At 59.5% G+C, this 15,181-nt stretch carries 15 protein-coding genes; 11 read left to right on the top strand and 4 right to left on the bottom strand.

The window, feature by feature from the left end; all coding sequences use genetic code 11:
- Positions 1–7 precede the first annotated feature (7 nt).
- Both OE747_RS19305 and OE747_RS19310 read right to left on the bottom strand, forming a co-directional pair.
- A complete protein-coding gene (locus OE747_RS19305; protein ID WP_263830138.1) occupies positions 8–1,207 on the bottom strand; it encodes an acyl-CoA dehydrogenase family protein in 1,200 nt (399 codons plus the stop codon).
- 13 nt (positions 1,208–1,220) lie between these two features.
- The gene (locus OE747_RS19310) at positions 1,221–2,435 is read right to left on the bottom strand and encodes an acyl-CoA dehydrogenase family protein (RefSeq protein ID WP_263830139.1); all 1,215 of its coding nucleotides are present in this window, start codon (positions 2,433–2,435) and stop codon (positions 1,221–1,223) included.
- A 135-nt stretch (positions 2,436–2,570) separates the two neighbouring features.
- Between OE747_RS19310 and OE747_RS19315 the strand changes: the two genes are divergently transcribed.
- The 11 genes from OE747_RS19315 (at position 2,571) to OE747_RS19365 (ending at position 14,087) form a co-directional block, all read left to right on the top strand.
- Positions 2,571–3,356 (top strand): enoyl-CoA hydratase-related protein, encoded by a 786-nt coding sequence (locus tag OE747_RS19315; RefSeq protein ID WP_263830140.1) that lies wholly within the window; start codon positions 2,571–2,573, stop codon positions 3,354–3,356.
- Between the two features lie 21 nt (positions 3,357–3,377).
- Positions 3,378–5,177, top strand: coding sequence for an acyclic terpene utilization AtuA family protein (locus tag OE747_RS19320; protein WP_263830141.1), 1,800 nt, complete (start codon positions 3,378–3,380; stop codon positions 5,175–5,177).
- 12 nt (positions 5,178–5,189) lie between these two features.
- Positions 5,190–6,659 carry an acetyl-CoA carboxylase biotin carboxylase subunit gene (locus OE747_RS19325; protein WP_263830142.1) on the top strand — a complete coding sequence of 490 codons (1,470 nt, stop codon included), beginning with the start codon at positions 5,190–5,192 and terminating at the stop codon, positions 6,657–6,659.
- Positions 6,659–7,162: an acetyl-CoA carboxylase biotin carboxyl carrier protein subunit gene (locus OE747_RS19330; RefSeq protein ID WP_263830143.1), complete on the top strand. Its 504-nt coding sequence runs from the start codon at positions 6,659–6,661 to the stop codon at positions 7,160–7,162. Before OE747_RS19325 ends, OE747_RS19330 begins: the two co-directional genes overlap by 1 nt.
- Positions 7,163–7,164: 2 nt before the next feature.
- The gene (locus tag OE747_RS19335; protein ID WP_263830144.1) at positions 7,165–8,772 is read left to right on the top strand and encodes an acyl-CoA carboxylase subunit beta; all 1,608 of its coding nucleotides are present in this window, start codon (positions 7,165–7,167) and stop codon (positions 8,770–8,772) included.
- Positions 8,773–8,926: 154 nt separating this feature from the next.
- A complete protein-coding gene (locus OE747_RS19340; RefSeq protein ID WP_263830145.1) occupies positions 8,927–9,655 on the top strand; it encodes a TetR/AcrR family transcriptional regulator in 729 nt (242 codons plus the stop codon).
- Positions 9,652–10,080: a cobalamin B12-binding domain-containing protein gene (locus OE747_RS19345; RefSeq protein ID WP_263830146.1), complete on the top strand. Its 429-nt coding sequence runs from the start codon at positions 9,652–9,654 to the stop codon at positions 10,078–10,080. The genes OE747_RS19340 and OE747_RS19345 overlap by 4 nt, the downstream gene beginning before the upstream one ends.
- 15 nt (positions 10,081–10,095) lie before the next feature.
- Positions 10,096–11,784, top strand: a complete 1,689-nt coding sequence (locus OE747_RS19350) for an acyl-CoA mutase large subunit family protein (RefSeq protein WP_263830147.1) — start codon at positions 10,096–10,098, stop codon at positions 11,782–11,784.
- Positions 11,785–11,788: 4 nt separating this feature from the next.
- Complete coding sequence (gene meaB, locus OE747_RS19355) at positions 11,789–12,757, top strand: methylmalonyl Co-A mutase-associated GTPase MeaB (protein ID WP_263830148.1); 969 nt, start codon at positions 11,789–11,791, stop codon at positions 12,755–12,757.
- Positions 12,747–13,175, top strand: coding sequence for a PaaI family thioesterase (locus OE747_RS19360; protein WP_263830149.1), 429 nt, complete (start codon positions 12,747–12,749; stop codon positions 13,173–13,175). The genes meaB and OE747_RS19360 overlap by 11 nt, the downstream gene beginning before the upstream one ends.
- 72 nt (positions 13,176–13,247) lie before the next feature.
- Positions 13,248–14,087: a TauD/TfdA dioxygenase family protein gene (locus OE747_RS19365; protein ID WP_263830150.1), complete on the top strand. Its 840-nt coding sequence runs from the start codon at positions 13,248–13,250 to the stop codon at positions 14,085–14,087.
- Between the two features lie 24 nt (positions 14,088–14,111).
- Here OE747_RS19365 and OE747_RS19370 read toward each other — a convergent pair whose 3' ends face one another.
- On the bottom strand, positions 14,112–14,513 hold the full coding sequence (locus tag OE747_RS19370) for a PaaI family thioesterase (RefSeq protein WP_263830151.1): 402 nt from the start codon (positions 14,511–14,513) through the stop codon (positions 14,112–14,114).
- Positions 14,510–15,013: a PaaI family thioesterase gene (locus OE747_RS19375; RefSeq protein ID WP_263830152.1), complete on the bottom strand. Its 504-nt coding sequence runs from the start codon at positions 15,011–15,013 to the stop codon at positions 14,510–14,512. The genes OE747_RS19370 and OE747_RS19375 overlap by 4 nt, the downstream gene beginning before the upstream one ends.
- Between the last annotated feature and the right edge of the window lie 168 nt (positions 15,014–15,181).

Consider the following 15,181-nt stretch of genomic DNA (forward strand, 5'->3'; position numbering starts at 1 on the left):
TCCGCCCCTAGTTCTTCAGCAATTCGCCAGAGATGATGAGTTTGCGAACCTCTTGGGTGCCTGCGCCGACCTCAAGTACGCGACCGGTCCGGTACAGCCGGTTCACTTCTGTATCACGCATGTAACCCGAGCCGCCGTGGATCTGCACTGCCTTGTCCAGCACGAACGACGTCGCCTCGGCCGCTTTGAAAATCGCCGCTGCCGTGAGTTTGTGGATTTCACCACGCCCGCCTTCGCCTTCTTCCAGGCCCTCGCACATGGCAGCCGTTTTTAGCGACAAGCTGCGCGCGGCCTCGATTTGCGTGTACATGTCGGCCAGCATCGCCTGCACCATCTGGAAACTGGCGATCGGCTTGCCAAACTGCTGGCGTGTCTTGGCGTAATCGATGGAAATATCCAACGCCCGCTGCGCAATGCCCAGAGCGTTGAAACAGACGATGGCACGTTCCAGATCAAGTCCGGACATGGTAACGGCAACCCCGCCATCCAGCTTGCCGACCATGTTTCTGGCCGGAACGCGGCAATCTTCGAACACCAGTTCGCCGGTGGGCGAGCCGCGAAAGCCCATCTTGTTCAGCTTCTGCGCCACCTTGAAACCCGGCGTGTCGGTTTCCACGATAAAGGCGGAAATGCCCTTGGCGCCCTTTTCCGGCGAAGTCTTCGCATAGACAAGGACCAGATCGGCAATCGGCCCATTGGTGATGTAGATCTTGGCGCCGTTCAGGATGTAGTCGTCACCATCTTGTTTGGCCGTGGTCCGCATCGAGCCAAGCGCATCAGACCCCGCGCCGGGTTCGGTCAGACCCAGGGCGCCGATCAGCGTGCCATTGCAAAGCCCCGGCAGATACTTGCGGCGCAGATCGTCATTGGCGTTGCGGTAGATATTGTTGACGCACAAGTTGTCATGGGCCACATGGGTCAGCCCGATGGCCGCCGAGGCGCGCGACATCTCTTCGGTGATGATGCAGGCCGAGGTGAAATCCAGCCCCGCGCCGCCGAATTCCGGCGGCACGTTCAGGCCCAGATAGCCCATTTCGCCCAGCTTTGGAAAAACCGAAGGGGGTAAATCGTCGGTGTCGTCCATTTCCGCGTTCAGATGGTGGAACTCGGACATGAAGAACTTACCAGCCTGATCGGCCAGCGCCTGCTGTTCGTCCGTCATGAAATGGCTCGGCAGAGCGGTATCGTTGCGCAGTTGCTTGTTCATGGTCTCGTCTCCCTCAGGCGCGCAAAAGTTCTTCGGCAATGATGATCTTGCGGACTTCGCTTGTTCCAGCGCCGATCTCCAACAGCTTGTTGGCGCGGTAGAGCCGGTTGATTTCGGTGTCCTGCATGTAGCCGGAGCCACCATGTATATGGCAGGCTTCGGTGACCGCCTTGTTGAATGCCTCGCCTGCGTAAAGACAGGCCGCCGCGGTCAGCTTGTGGATTTCGCCACGGCCCCCGGCGCCTTTCGGCAGGCCCGTACAGGCGGCCAGCGCCCGATACCCGAAGGCGCGTGCCGTTTCGACCTCGGTGTAGATCTCGGCCAGTTTCGACTGCATCATCTGGAAACTTGCAATTGGCTTGCCGAACTGTTCGCGAATCTTGGCGTATTCCAGCCCCAGTTCCAGCGCGCGTTCGGCCATGCCGACACAGACCGATGCGACCATGGCGCGTTCCAGATCCAGTCCGCTCATTACCACCGAAACGCCGGTGTTTTCCTGTCCAACCATGGCGGATGCGGGTACGCGGCAATCCTCAAACACCAGTTCTCCGGTTGGCGAGCCGCGGAAGCCCATCTTGTCAAGCTTTTGCGCCACCTTGAAACCAGGATTGTCCGTCTCGATGATGAAAGCAGAAATGCCCTTGGCGCCCTTCGATTTGTCGGTCTTGGCATAAAGCAGGATCACATCGGCAATCGGCCCGTTGGTGATGTAGATCTTCGAGCCGTTGATGACATAGTCGTCGCCGTCGCGGCGCGCGGTGGTCGCCATGGACCCAAGCGCATCGGACCCCGCGCCCGGCTCTGTCAGACCCAGAGCACCAACCAAGTCGCCCGAGCATAGGCCCGGCACATATTTCTTCACCTGCTCTTGCGAGCCATTGCGCAGCAGGTTGTTCAGGCACAGGTTGTCATGCGCGCCATGCGACAGACCTACCGCCGGATTCCATTTGGCAATCAATTCGGAAACCAGCGCCTGGGTGAACTCGTTCTGCCCGGATCCGCCCAGCTCCTCGGGCGCGGTGATCCCCAGCAGGCCCAGCTCACCCATTTGCTTGAACAGATCGTCGGGCCACCATTCCTCTTCGTCCATGCGCGCCTGTAGCGGATGCAGAACCTCGCGCGATACCCGATCCACGTGATCGACGATCTGGCGTTGCTCATCGGTCAACGAATAGTTTGCCCTGATGGCCTCCAGATCAGCCGCGATAGCCTCACTTTGAGTCGTCATATCATCCTCCCGAAAAATGTCGTCTGTAGTGTTGACCAAAATCAAACACATGTTAGAAAATAGATCAAGCCAAGCTTTTTACGACCTGACGTTAGAAAGCCTGGAGGTCATAAAATGCGGGGGGGAGCTGTGGAAATGATTGAGAGCGTTGTCCAATCGCATGCGCGCGGCGGCGAATTACGTATTACGATTCGACGGCCCGACAGTCGAAATGCCCTCAACCGTGAGGTCGCGGACGGGATCATTGCCGCCATCCATGCTGCCGAGGGTGACAGCGATTGCCGAGTGATCGTTCTAACTGGCGAGGGCGAGCGAGCCTTCTGTGCCGGGGGCGACATCAAGGCGGGGGCGGATGGCGGCCCGTTTGTTCAGGATCCGGCGGACCCGGATCATTTTGCCGGAAGGTTGTTCGAGACGATACAGGCGTGCCGAAAGCCAACGATCGCGCGCATCAATGGCATCGCGATGGGGGCGGGGGCGGGCATCATCTGTGCCTGCGATCTGGCAGTGATGGCGGATCATGCCCGCATCGGAACGCCCGAAGTCAAGGTGGGCCTGTTTCCTATGACGATCGTACCACCCATGATGCGCGTGCTGCCCCGGCGGAGGCTGATGGAAATGTTCATCACCGGCGTTCCCCTGACTGCCGAAGAAGCCCTGCAATTCAATCTGGTCAACTATGTGACCGATGCCGCGGGGCTGGACGACAAGGTTGCAGAACTGGTTGCCCAGATTGCCGCGCAGTCGCCGAGCGCGATCCGGCTGGGAAAATACGCCTGTCACGCGATGGAGGACATGACCTATCCGCAGCAAATGCGGTTTGCAGAAACGTTATTACCCCGCGTTGCACAGACAGAAGACGCGCGCGAGGGCTTTGATGCCTTTATTGAGAAGCGCAAACCTGAATGGACGGGCCGCTGATCAAACGGGGAGGAGAGGAATATGTCGGATCAAAAGCTGCGCATCGGATGCGCATCGGGATTTTGGGGCGATACGCCCGAAGCGGTCGGGCAGTTGGTTTCCCTCGGCGAGATCGACTATCTCGTCTTCGATTACCTGGCCGAAGTGACGATGTCCTTGATGGCGCGTGCGCGCGCCAAGTCGCCCGAGGCAGGGTTCGCCCCGGATTTTGTCAAGGCGCTGACCCCCTGGCTGGCAGAGATCAAGCGCAAGAGGATCAAGGTGGTGGCCAATGCCGGCGGCGTGAACCCGCGCGGCTGCCGCGAAGCGCTGGCCAAGGCGGCTGAAGCCGCGGGCATCGACATATCAATCGGCGTCGTACTGGGGGACGACCTGCTGGACCAGGGCGACAAGATTCGCGACCGCGGCGTAACCGAAATGTTTTCGGGTGTGGATTTCCCCGACGATATCTGGAGTATGAACGCCTATCTCGGCGCCCGCCCAATCGCCGCAGCGCTGGATGCCGGGGCCGAGATCGTGATCACCGGCCGCTGCGCCGACAGCGCCGTGGCGCTCGGCCCCTTGATGCACGAATTCGGCTGGGGTGATGAAGATTGGGACAAGCTCAGCCAGGGATCGCTGGCGGGCCACCTGATCGAATGCGGGCCGCAGGGCACGGGCGGCAATTTCACCGACTGGCAGGAGGTGCCGGGCTGGGACGACATGGGCATGCCCATTGTCGAGGTCTTCGCTGATGGCAGCTTTGTCATGACCAAAACGCCTGATACCGGCGGACTGGTCGTGCCCGGATCTGTCGGCGAACAGATGCTCTATGAAATAGGCAATCCGCGCGCCTACCTGCTGCCCGATGTCATCTGTGACTGGTCTGGCGTTACGCTGGAACAGGTTGGCCCCGACCGGGTGCTGGTGAAGGGTGGCAAAGGCCTTGGACGTACAGGCAGCTACAAAGTGTCGGCGACCCATGCAGACGGCTGGCGCGCCGTTACCACTCTGACGCTGGCCGCCATCGACGCGCCTGCCAAGGCCGAGCGCGTCGCCGAGGCGATACTGAAGCGCTGTCGCCGAATCTTCCGAGACCGCAACCTGGGCGATTTCCGCGAGGTCAGCGTCGAGGTGCTCGGCGCCGAGGCCGCCTATGGCGCGAACGCTCGGGCCCAGACGCGCGAGGTGGTTTTGAAAGTCGGCGTGACGCATGACGATCGAAGCGCGCTCAATATTTTCGCGGGAGAGATCGCGCCAATGGCCATTTCCACCGCGCAGGGCCTGACCGGGTTCTTCGCCGGGCGGCCCAAGGTGCAGCCGGTGGTGAGGTTGTTCTCTTTTCTACAGGACAAGGCAGAAACGCCGGTCGCGGTCGAGGTTGACGGCAAGGCCGTACCGGTTACCCTCGCCAACGACGCCGTGCAGCTCGATGCGCCAGCTGCACCGGCGTTGGAAAGCCGTGAGGCCGGTCCGTACGCGGTCAAGGTGCGGCTGGTGGATCTGGCGTGGGGACGTTCCGGTGACAAAGGTGATATCGCCAATATTGGCATCCTCGCCCGCAAGCCGGACTACCTGCCTTACATCCGCTCGACGCTAACCGAGACGGTGGTCAAGGATTACTTCGCCCACCTGTGCAAGGGCCCGGTGGAACGCTTCGATCTGCCCGGAACAAACGCGCTGAATTTCCTGCTGCACGAATCCCTCGGAGGCGGCGGCATCGCCTCGGTCCGGATCGATCCGCAGGGCAAGGGCTTTGCGCAGATGCTACTAGACATCGAAATCCCCGTGCCGGCTGAACTGGCCGCGAGGGATGGACTGAACGCCGCGAACCGGAACTAAGAGGATAACGACATGACCATTTCGAAACTTCTGGTCGCAAATCGGGGCGAGATCGCGGCGCGCGTGTTGCGCACCGCCAAGGCCCGCGGGCTTGCGACGGCCGTGTTGCGCCACGCCACGGAACAAGAGGGGCCTGCCCATCTGATCGCGGATGAGGTTGTGACCATCGACGGCCCGACACCGGTGGCAGCCTATCTCGATATTTCGCAGATCGTCGCGGCGGCAACAAAGATCGGCGCGGATGCGGTGCATCCCGGCTATGGCTTTCTGTCCGAGAACGCGGCCTTCGTCGCGGCGCTGGAAGAGGCCGGCGTGACATTTGTCGGCCCCACCTCCCAGACCATCGACCTGATGGGCGACAAGGTCCGCGCCCGCGCCTTTGTCGAGGAACGCGGTTTTCCCGTCGCCCCCTCGGCGATCGAGGATGATGATCCGGCGAGCTTTGTCGAACGCGCCCGCGCCGTTGGCTATCCGCTGCTCATCAAGCCCTCGGCCGGCGGTGGCGGCAAGGGCATGCGCGTCGTGCGCGAGGACAGCACGCTGGAGACCGAAATCGAAACCGCGCGCCGCGAAGGCGAACGGTATTTCGGTGACGGCCGTCTGTTTGTCGAACGCTATATCGAACGCCCGCGCCATATCGAGGTGCAGGTGATGGGCGACGGGCAGGGCAATGTCGTGCACTTCTGGGAACGTGAATGTTCGATCCAGCGCCGGTTCCAGAAGATTATCGAGGAAACGCCCTCACCGGCGCTGACCCCCGAACAACGGGACGAAATCTGCGAAACCGCGGCCGGGATTGCCCGCGCCGTCAAATACCGCGGGGCGGGGACGGTCGAATTCATCTATGCGCAGGATGGGGCCTTTTATTTCCTGGAAATGAACACCCGCCTTCAGGTCGAACATCCGGTGACCGAACTGGTGACCGGCTTCGATCTGGTTGCCGAGCAGCTGCGTGTCGCGGCGGGCAAGGGCTTGAGCGCCGTGCAGGCGGATATTCCCCAAACCGGACACTCGATCGAACTGCGCATCTGTGCCGAGGATGCGACGGCCGATTTTCGCCCCGCGATCGGCGATATCCGGCTGCTGGACGAACCCCAGGGCGAGGGTGTCCGCGTAGACAGCGGCATTCTGGATGGCGGCAAGGTAACGACCGACTTCGACCCGATGTTGTCCAAGCTGATCGTGCATGGCCCGGATCGCGCGCAGGCCATCGCCCGTGCCCGGAACGCGGTGCAGAACTATGTGATTCTCGGGGTGACGACCAATACCGGTTACCTGGATGCAATCCTTGCACATCCGGATTTCGCCTCTGGTGACGTTTCAACTGGCTTCCTGGCTGAACAATCCGAAACGCTGACCGCGCCGGGCGAAGATGTCTCTGACTTGCTGATGGCGGCGGCGGCCCTATCGGACGCGCGGCTGGTGAGTGACGTAATGCAGATACCGGAAATGTACCGCAAGATGGGCGGGTGGAGAAACTGATGCAACGGATTTTTCAGATCGACGGAGAAGAGACTGATTGCTGGCTGGGTCATGATGGCAGCCGGTTCGTGCTCAATACCCCCACTGGCGCTGTTGCCTGCCAATTGGACCCGACGGGTCTGCCGGGCGGGTATACGTTGCGGGCCAAGGGTGTTGTGCGCGAATTGCGACTGGTCGTGGGGCCGGAAGCAACTTTTGTGCATATGGACGGGCGAACCTATGAAGTCGGGCGGGTTGATCCCGCCGAACGCCTGGCCGGAAGCGACGGTGGCGCGAGCGATGACCGATTGGTGGCGCCCATGCCGGGTGTCGTGGTGTCGGTTGCGGTTAAACCCGGCGATGCGGTTGAAGAAGGCCAGCCGCTTCTGGTGATCGAAAGCATGAAGTTGGAAACCACACTGACGGCGCCGCGCGACGGGGTCGTTGCCGAAATGCCATTCGCCGAAGGCGACAGTTTTGGTCTGAAAGACATCCTGGCCCAATTGGCCCCGGAGGAGGAGTGACAATGCGCAGGATTGAAAGTCAGATCGACACCAATGCCGCCGACTACAAGGCAAATTATGCCGCCATGTCTGAACGGCTGAAGGAATTCCACGCCCGCCAGCACGCGGCGCGTTTCGAACGCCCGCAACGCGATATCGACCGCCTTGCCCGCCAGAACAAACTGGGCGTGCGCGAGCGGTTGAAACTGCTGCTGGACCCCGGCACTCCGTTTTTGGAGTTTTCCACACTTGCCGCCTGTCGCGAATACGACGGCACCGTGCCCGGCGCCGCTGTGGTGACGGGCATCGGTATTGTGCAGGGCCGCGAGGTCGCCATCCACGCCAACGATGCCAGCGTCAAGGGCGGGGCCTGGTATCCACATACGGTAAAAAAGGTTGTGCGTCTTCTGGATGTCGCGCTGGAAAACCGTCTGCCGGTCATCCATATCTGCGACAGCGCGGGCGGTTTCCTGCCGCTGCAGCACGGGGTGTTTCCCGACCGGTATCTGGGCGGGCGGGTGTTCCGCAACCAGGTCAAGCTGAGCCAGGCCAATATCCCGCAGATTGCTGTGGTCGGCGGACACTGCACGGCTGGTGGCGCCTATGTGCCGACACTGAGCGACTACAACATCATCATCGAAGGCACAGGGGCGATTTTCCTTGGCGGTCCGCCGCTGGTCAAGGCAGCCACCGGCGAGGAGGTCGGCGTTCAGGAACTGGGCGGGGCGGTAATGCACACCTCGGTTTCGGGCACGGGCGACTATCGCGCCGCGACCGAACAACACGCCTTTTCACTGGCCCGCGAGATTGTCGGCCAGTGGAAGCGTACGCCAAAAACAATCATCGAAACCGCGACCTTTGAAGAGCCTTACTATGACCCCAAAGAACTTTACGGGATCATTCCAAAGGACCGGAAAACCCAGTTCGACATGCGCGAGGTTCTGGCCCGGATCGTAGACGGTTCACGCTTTCACGAGTATCAGCCCGACTATGGCACCACGATGCTGTGCGGCTTTGCCCATATCTGGGGTTACAAGGTCGGCATTCTTGCCAACAACGGGGTGCTGTTCAACGACAGCTCGCTCAAGGCCGCGCATTTCATGCAGCTTTGCAACCAGAACCGGACGCCTCTGGTCTTCTTCCAGAACATCACCGGTTACATGGTGGGCCGCGAATACGAAGAACGCGGCATCGCCAAGGACGGCGCCAAGATGCTGATGGCGCAGGGCGGCTCGGTCGTGCCGAAGTTCACCGTGATCGCCAATGCGTCTTACGGGGCCGGCAATTACGGCATGTGTGGGCGGGCCTGGGATGCGCGCACGCTGTTCATGTGGCCACAGGCCGAAATCGGCGTCATGGGGGCGGAGCAGGCCGCCAATACCATGGCTGATGTCAAAATCCGTCAGCTTCAGCGCGAAGGCAAAAAACTGTCGGAAGAGGAAATTGCCGCGATCCGCGAGCCAGTGCTGGAAAAGTACAGCCGGGACGTCGAAGCCTACACCTCGACGTCAGAGATATGGGACGATGGCATCCTCGACCCGGCGGATACGCGCAATGCGCTCGGCATGTCCATCTCGGCATCGCTAAATGCACCGATCGACGATCCGCATTATGGAATATTCCGCCTGTAAAGGCGTGGTGCTGGCGGTGCACCGGCTTGCGCCAATCGCCAAGGTTCGAAGAACGGATCGAGGACCGGAATGCCCATGTCTGAAAGGGTCTTGGGACCCGTGCCAGATTTACGGATGGCGTCTAGTGAAATGAGTTCGCTCAGATGTTTATGGCGTGTTCCTCGTCGCCAATCAACGAGCTGAACAGACCTCCAAGCCCAAGAGGTTACAATTTGACAGAATACAGATTTCCCACTATAACCAAACAATCGTTTGCTTTTATGTGTACGCTATGCCAACTCTCGCCACCCACAAGCCGCAGGCCAACAACCGCCGGGAAATCGTTCTTGAGATCGCCGCCGGGTTCTTTGTCCGCAAGGGTTTCAACGGCACGTCCATCCGCGACATCGCCAAGGAAGCGGGCATGTTGCCGGGGTCGCTTTACTATCATTTTCCTTCCAAAGAGGCCTTGCTGGTCGCTGTCTTTGAGGAAGGGGTCCAACGAATTAGCGCCGCCGCCGAAGCGGCGCTTGCGGCCTGTCAGGGCAACGCATGGGAGCGGTTGCAGGCTGCGTGCGAGGCGCATCTTGTTACCCTTCTGGAAGGGAGCGACTTCGCGAGTGTGATCGTGCGCGTCCTCCCACAGGATGTACCCGGGGCTGCGGAAGAACTGATCTCCCTGCGTAACGACTACGAAAAAACTTTCATTGCTCTGGTCGATGCCTTGCCCTTGCCGGCCGGAACTGATCGGAGCCTGTTTCGGCTTATGCTCATAGGGGCTCTCAACCATGTGCCGCTTTGGTATCGCCCCGGGAGAGAGACCCCGTCAAATCTTGCAAGGCAAATCGTGGCCAACCTGCGATTTGCGCAAGACAACACCAAGACAGAAGGGAAAAGAACATGACACTGGATACTGTCATTCCCGCGCGCGTTCTGGTCACCAAAATAGGCCTCGACGGCCATGATCGCGGCAGCCGGATCGTGGCGGCATATCTCCGCGATGCCGGAATGGAGGTAATCTATACTGATCCCTGGCAGAAGCTTGAGGCGGTCGTGGCGCTGGCCTTGCAAGAGGATGTGGACGTGATCGGGATAAGCTCGCTGGCGACAGATCACCTGTTGGTACCGAAGCTGATGAAAGCGCTTGATGAAGCTGGCTTGGGCCATATTCGCGTGATTGTCGGTGGCATCGTGCCTGCAGAGGAAGAAGCGGATCTTTTGAAGGCCGGGGTATCGCGGGTGTTCCACCCCGGTTCTGGCCGCGAAGAGATTGTTGAAGCGGTGGCGAAGCTGGCGGTCGATGCCGCCGACGATCGCACAGATGACTGACAAGGGGTGCATGCGATGAACAAGATTGACGCCAAGGTGCATTCGGGCGGCTCCGACCGGGAAACGGCCGCGCGGGATTGGAAGTCAGGCTATCAGGCACAGGTCAGAGAGGGAAAAACCGTCCGCAACCGGTCCGGGCTGGAAATCCAACCTCTCTATTGGCCCGACGAAGAGGTCGATGCCACCTATGACGCAAAGCTAGGGTTCCCAGGTTCGGGACCGATGACGCGCGGTATCTATCCATCGATGCACCGCGGACGCACCTGGACCCAACGCCAACTGATCGGTCTGGGTCGCCCGGAAGATTTCAACGGCCGGATCAAGAAGATCCTGAAATCCGGGGCCTCGGCCCTTAGCATAATTCCCTGCAATTCGGTTTATCGCGGCGTCGACGCCAACGAGGTCGAGCCCGAGTTGCTGGGCACCTGCGGCACGGTTATCAACACCGTCCAGGATATGGATATAAGCCTGGCCGATATTCCTATTGGCGATATTTCGATTGGTCTGAACGACCCCAATCCGTTCACCATGCTGGCACAGCTTCTTATCGTCGCCGAGCAACGCGGTGTACCCTGGAGCAAGATTACCGGAACATCGAACCAAAGTGATTACATTTCGCACTTCGTCGCAAACCACATGTTCTATCGCCTGTCACTGACCGGTGCGCGGCGGGTGCAGCTGGACGCGATCGAGTGGTTGGCCGAAAACGTGCCCAATTGGAACCCGTTGTCAGTGGTCGGACAGCACATGCAGCAGGCCGGCGCCACTCCGGCACAGGCAATGGGCCTTACCCTGTCCTCGGCAATCCAGTATGCCGAAGATTGCATGGCGCGCGGCCTCGAACCGAACAAGTTCCTGGAACGGTTCACCTTCTTCTTCGACATCTCGATCAGTTTCTTCGAAGAGGTGGCCAAATTCCGCGCGGGCAGGCGCATCTGGGCGCGACTGGTCGAAGAGCGGTTCGGCGTGTCAAACCTTAGAGCCAAACGATTCAAGTTTCACGCGCAAACGTCTGGTGTCGATCTGACCCGCCAGCAACCCCTGAACAACATTTCGCGCGTGGCGGTGCAGGCCATGGCCGGTATTCTTGGTGGATTGCAGTCGCTGCACACCGACGGATATGACGAAGTTTTCACGACCCCTACAGAAGGCCCCGCCAAGGTTGCCATCGCCACGCAGAACATCCTCAAGCACGAGGCTGGGCTGTGCGATGTGATCGATCCGCTTGGTGGCTCATACTATGTCGAAACGCTGACTGACCAGATGGAGGCGGAAATCCTGCGGGTCATTGCCGAGATCGACGAACAGGGCGGCATGTTCAAGGCGGTTGAGAATGGCTTCGTCCAGAAGGCAATCGGTGAAAGCGCTCTGGGGTTCCAAGAAGCCGTGGACACGGGTGAACAGATAGTGGTCGGCGTAAATGCCTATCAGGAGGAAGAGGAGGAAACCGTCCTTCCGGCCATCGACCGGCCCGATCCCGACTGGATGCAGGGCCAGATCGACCGGCTGGCCGCCTACAAGGCGAATCGCGATCAAGGAGGCGTCACGACGGCGCTGAGTGACATGCGCACCGCCGCGCGGTCCGAGAGCGAAAACACCTTCGCCGCGATTGTCGTGGCCACCCGCGCCGGGGCCACCCAAGGCGAGATCATCGCGGTATTGCGTGACGAATTGGGTTTTGGCCGACCTTTGGTGGTGGCCTGAACATATGAAGCAGGCAACACCCGAGATGCCCGCGCTAGCGCGGCGCCTGATAAACGGGGAAACGGCAGCGCTGGCACGTGCAATCAGCGTGGTGGAGCGAGACACTCCCCAAGCCATCGAAATCCTGCGCGCGATCCGTCCACATCTGGGTCAGGCGATCGTTGTCGGATTCACTGGCCCGCCCGGGGCCGGCAAATCAACTCTGGTCAACGCGTACGTCGCCGAATTGCGCCGACGTGGAAAGACGGTGGGCATAGTCGCGGTGGACCCGTCCAGCCCGATCACCGGGGGCGCGGTTCTGGGTGACCGGATCCGCATGGCGGAACACACCCTGGACGAAGGCGTTTTCATCCGCTCCCTGGCCTCGCGCGGGGCCTTAGGGGGCCTGTCGGCATCAGCAGCGCAAGTCGCCGATCTGATGGATGCCGCGGACCGCGATGTTGTCATCCTGGAAACCGTCGGAACCGGGCAGTCCGAGGTCGAGATGGCCACCATTGCCGACGTGCGTGTGGTCATCGCCGCCCCAGGGCTGGGCGATGACGTCCAGGCGATCAAGGCGGGTATTTTGGAAATTGCCGATGTCCTGGTGGTCAACAAGGCAGATCAACCACTAGCCTCGCAAACCCGTCGGCAACTCAACGCAATGCTTGGCCTGCGAGCGACTGCCGAACATCCGGTGCCCGTGCTGAGCACAGACGCCATCAATCGGGTTGGAGTTGCCGATTTGGCCGACGCCGTGACGGTTGTGGCCGACCGGCGCGACAGGCAAACGGACCGGTCGGCCCTGGCGGGACGCACCCGGCACCTTCTGGCGCAAGCGGTGTCCAAGGCGGCAGAGGCGCACGTCATGAACAGCAGATCGGAGAAAGTCGAAGATATTCTGCATGCGGTTCAGGATGCGCGGCTCGGTTTAACAGACGCGGCAAAACAAATCCTAGGTGGTATCCTGGGGTATAACGCCAATGAGCAATGACCAATCGCCTTCGCCGGCCGATCTGGGACGCGAGTTTTCGCGCCGGGACGGGTTCATGCGCCACTTGGGTATAGACCTTGTAAATATCGGGACGGGAACTTCGGAACTGCGTATGCAGGTTCAATCCTTTCATATCAATTTCAACAGAACCTGTCATGGCGGCGCGCTCTTTGCTTTGGCTGACAGCGCTTTTGGTCTGGCCTCGAACAGCCAGGGGGTTCTCTCTGCGGGGATTGACACACATATGACGTATCAGGCCGCAGTGTCCGAAGGTGAAACATTGACGGCAAAGGCTTGGGAAACGTCGCGGTCCCGCCGGATTGCCATGTACCGCGTCGATGTCAGCAATTCCCAAGGTAACTTGGTCGCTGGATTTACCGGAACAGTATATATCACAGGCAAAATCAACAACGGCTAAAAGCTCAAGCGGTCCATGGGGCGGACCCAGGACAATCCTCTAGGCCTTGGAGACAGATTGGAAGGGCAAGATATGAACTACGAGACTATTTCCGTTAGGCCGGTTGCAGGCGCTATCGGTGCAGAAATCCACGGGGTCGACCTGACGGGGGCCATCAGCGATCTGAACATTTCGGAAATTGCGCAGGCGCAACGCGATTTTCTTGTCGTGTTCTTCCGCAATCAGCATATTACAGCGGCCCAGCATCTGGCAGTTGCCGAGCGGTTCGGGACAGTACTGGAATATCCGATGGTCAAGGGTATTGAAGGTTTCCCGCAGATAGCACCGGTCGTCAAACTGGAGCATGAAACAACGAATTTCGGTGGCATCTGGCATTCGGATACGGCCTATCTGGATGCGCCCCCCAAGGCCACGATGTTGGTGGCCCGCGAATTGCCCCCTTATGGTGGCGATACGCTGTTTTCCAACATGTATCTGGCCTATGAAACACTGTCGGATGGGCTACAAATGATGCTGGACGGATTGCGGGCGGTGAACTCCTCGGCCAAAGCGGACGCCTCGGCCACGCGGGAGGACCGGTTGAAAACCGAGGCCAAACAGGATTCAGACACGGTTCTGGAAGCTGTGCATCCGGTTGTCAGAACGCATCCCGAGACCGGAAAAAAACTGTTGTACGTCAATATCGGCCACACCACGCATTTCGAAGGCATGACCGTCGAGGAAAGCGCGCCGCTGCTGCATTTTCTGTTCGCGCATCAATCCCGACCGGAATTTACATGCCGCTTCGCGTGGCAGCCCGGTTCCATCGCCTTTTGGGACAACCGTGCCTGTCATCACAATCCGATTAATGACTATCACGGATTCAAACGCGTCATGCACCGAATAACACTGGCCGGAGAACGCCCTGAATAAGCAGGGAAAAAGCCTGTTTTCGCGCTATACCAACAAAAAGTGGAACAACCCCTTCGCGACTGGTTTTGCCGGGTCTTTTTGCCATGCAACGGTTTCAATGCTGGACATTCGACGGCCCTTCTTCGAAATATCAGCACGAACAAACAGAGTGCCCGCCAAAGCCGGGCGTAAATAATCCACCGTCAGGTTAATTGGTTTTGGGCGCAGGATTTCCCAATTGTGCGACACTGCAGTCGACGCGATTGCCTCCATGAAACTGGCCGTGATGCCGCCATGATATGCTTTTAAGACAGGGTTACCGACATGACGGGCGGACTGTTCCATCCGTGCGTGGATACAGTCATCATCGACATCGGTGATTTCGAAACCGAGAAAGCGAAAAAACGGCACCCTGTCGCATTGCGCCTGGAGTTTATCCAACGTCATTGTCCGGGCCCCATCGTATTCAACTTGTCCAACAAGCTGTTCGTTCCCCGCGTAACCGAAAACGTGCCCATAGCACGGGCGACTTCGGGTTGCCCGTTTGTATCGAACCAGATACGGCCGCTGTTGAAAGCAACGTGCTGCGTCTGCCGGTAGCATTCCGTGAAAACCAGTATGTCGGCGCGCGACTGTGCGGGGCCCAGATATTCAACCCGCAGATCTATGGTCGCCATCGATTCGAGGTCCTCGACGGCAAGAAAATTGGCCAATCCAAAAGCGCTGTCGAGTAACGCGGTCAGTATCCCGCCGTGGAGCATGGTGCCTTCTTCATCGACGCAAAATTCCGGATTGTAGGGCATGCGAAGTTGAACGCCATCAAGTGCTGATCTTTCAATCTGCAAATTCATTTCGGTGATGAAACCAAGCGCGCGTTCGTTCCAGACTTCAGCAGCGCGCGCCAATAATTTGGACGAGTTTTCGTTTTTTGTTTGTTTTTTCACCATAGCTTACCTTACTTGACGGAAAAATCGGCTAGCGGGTGTTCTCAATCGCTCCCTAACCGGGTCCGTCCGCCCCCGAACCGATGATGACATGTCTTGGGTCAGGGTTGTTCAGTCCGCCGGCACCGTTTTGCACCCATGCCTCCATCAAGGGAAAATCGAAGCCCAAAA

The sequence above is a fragment of the Ruegeria aquimaris genome (assembly GCF_025751555.1).
Taxonomy (GTDB): domain Bacteria; phylum Pseudomonadota; class Alphaproteobacteria; order Rhodobacterales; family Rhodobacteraceae; genus Ruegeria_B; species Ruegeria_B aquimaris.